This is a genomic window from Amorphus sp. 3PC139-8, from assembly GCF_040750475.1.
Classification (GTDB): domain Bacteria; phylum Pseudomonadota; class Alphaproteobacteria; order Rhizobiales; family Amorphaceae; genus Amorphus.
Window position 1 is genome coordinate 1 of the sequence record NZ_JABJVY010000072.1, and the last position, 1362, is coordinate 1362.

Below are 1362 nucleotides of genomic sequence, written 5' to 3' on the forward strand. Positions count from 1 at the left end.
GATTTCTCCCGCCGCGCCCTGCTGGTCGGGGCGGCGGCGGCCTCGGTCGCGCCCTTTCTCGGCCTGAAGGCGGACAAGGCGTCTGCGGCGGAACCGAGGATCGCGGACCGGCCGCTGCTCCTCACCAATCTTCGCCTGTTCGACGGCCTCGGCAGCCTGCGCGAGGGCGTGTCGATCCTGGTGGAGGGCAACCGGATCGCCGGTCTGCCGGGGGCGGACGAGCGCATCGAGGGCGCTCAGGTGATCGACTGCGGCGGCCGGCTCGCCATGCCCGGCCTGATCGACGCCCATTGGCACTCCATGCTGTGCGCCATCACCGAGATGGCCGCCATGACGGCGGATGTCGGTTACATCTATCTGGTCGCCGCGCGCGAGGCGGAGCGCACCTTGATGCGCGGCTTCACCTCGGTGCGCGATGCCGGCGGGCCGTCGTTCGCGCTGAAGCGGGCGATCGACGAGGGCGTGGTCGACGGTCCGCGCATCTATCCCTGTGGGGCGATGATCTCGCAGACCTCCGGCCACGGCGATTTCCGCATGCGCCACGAGGTGCCCGCCGCGCTGGACGATGTCAGCTACGGCGAACGCGTCGGGGTGGCGGCGATCGCGGACGGGCGCGCGCAGGTGCTGAAGCGGGTGCGCGAGCAGCTCATGCTGGGGGCCTCGCAGATCAAGCTGATGGCCGGCGGCGGGGTGACCTCGTCGTTCGATCCGATCGACACGCTGCAATATACCGAGGAGGAGTTGCACGCGGGGGTGCAGGCGGCGGGCGACTGGAACACCTACGTGATGGTGCACGTCTATACGCCGCCCGGCATCAAGCGGGCGCTGCGCGCGGGGGTGCAGTCGATCGAGCACGGCCAGCTCGCCGACGAGGAGGCGGTCAAGATGATGGCCAACATGGGCGCGTGGTGGAGCCTGCAGCCCTTCCTGGCCGACGTCGACGCCAACATCAAATCGGGGCCGAGCGCCAAGGCCAAGCAGGAAGAGGTCGCGAAGGGCACCGTGCGGGCCTACGAGATGGCGAAGCGGCACCGTGTGAAGACGGCCTGGGGCACCGACATCCTGTTCAGCCCGCAGAACCTGCCGAGCCATGGCCGTCAGCTCGCCAAGCTCACGCCGCGCTTCTACGAGCCGCTGGATCTGCTTGCGATCGCGACCGGCACCAATGGCGAGCTTCTGCGCCTGTCCGGACCGCGCAACCCCTATGACGGCAAGCTCGGCGTGATCGAGCCCGGCGCCTTCGCCGACATCCTGGTCGCAGACGGCGATCCCACCCAGACCCTCGACTTCCTCTCCGATCCCGACACAAATCTCCGCATGATCATGAAGGACGGAAAAATCTATAAGGACACAAGGGGATGA

Annotated in this window: 1 protein-coding gene; it reads left to right on the forward strand. The window is 68.3% G+C overall.

Annotation, left to right across the window (positions count from 1 at the left end; translation table 11 throughout):
* A partial coding sequence (locus tag HNS03_RS25665) for an amidohydrolase family protein (protein ID WP_367198884.1) occupies positions 1–1362 on the forward strand: 1362 nt, incomplete at its 5' end.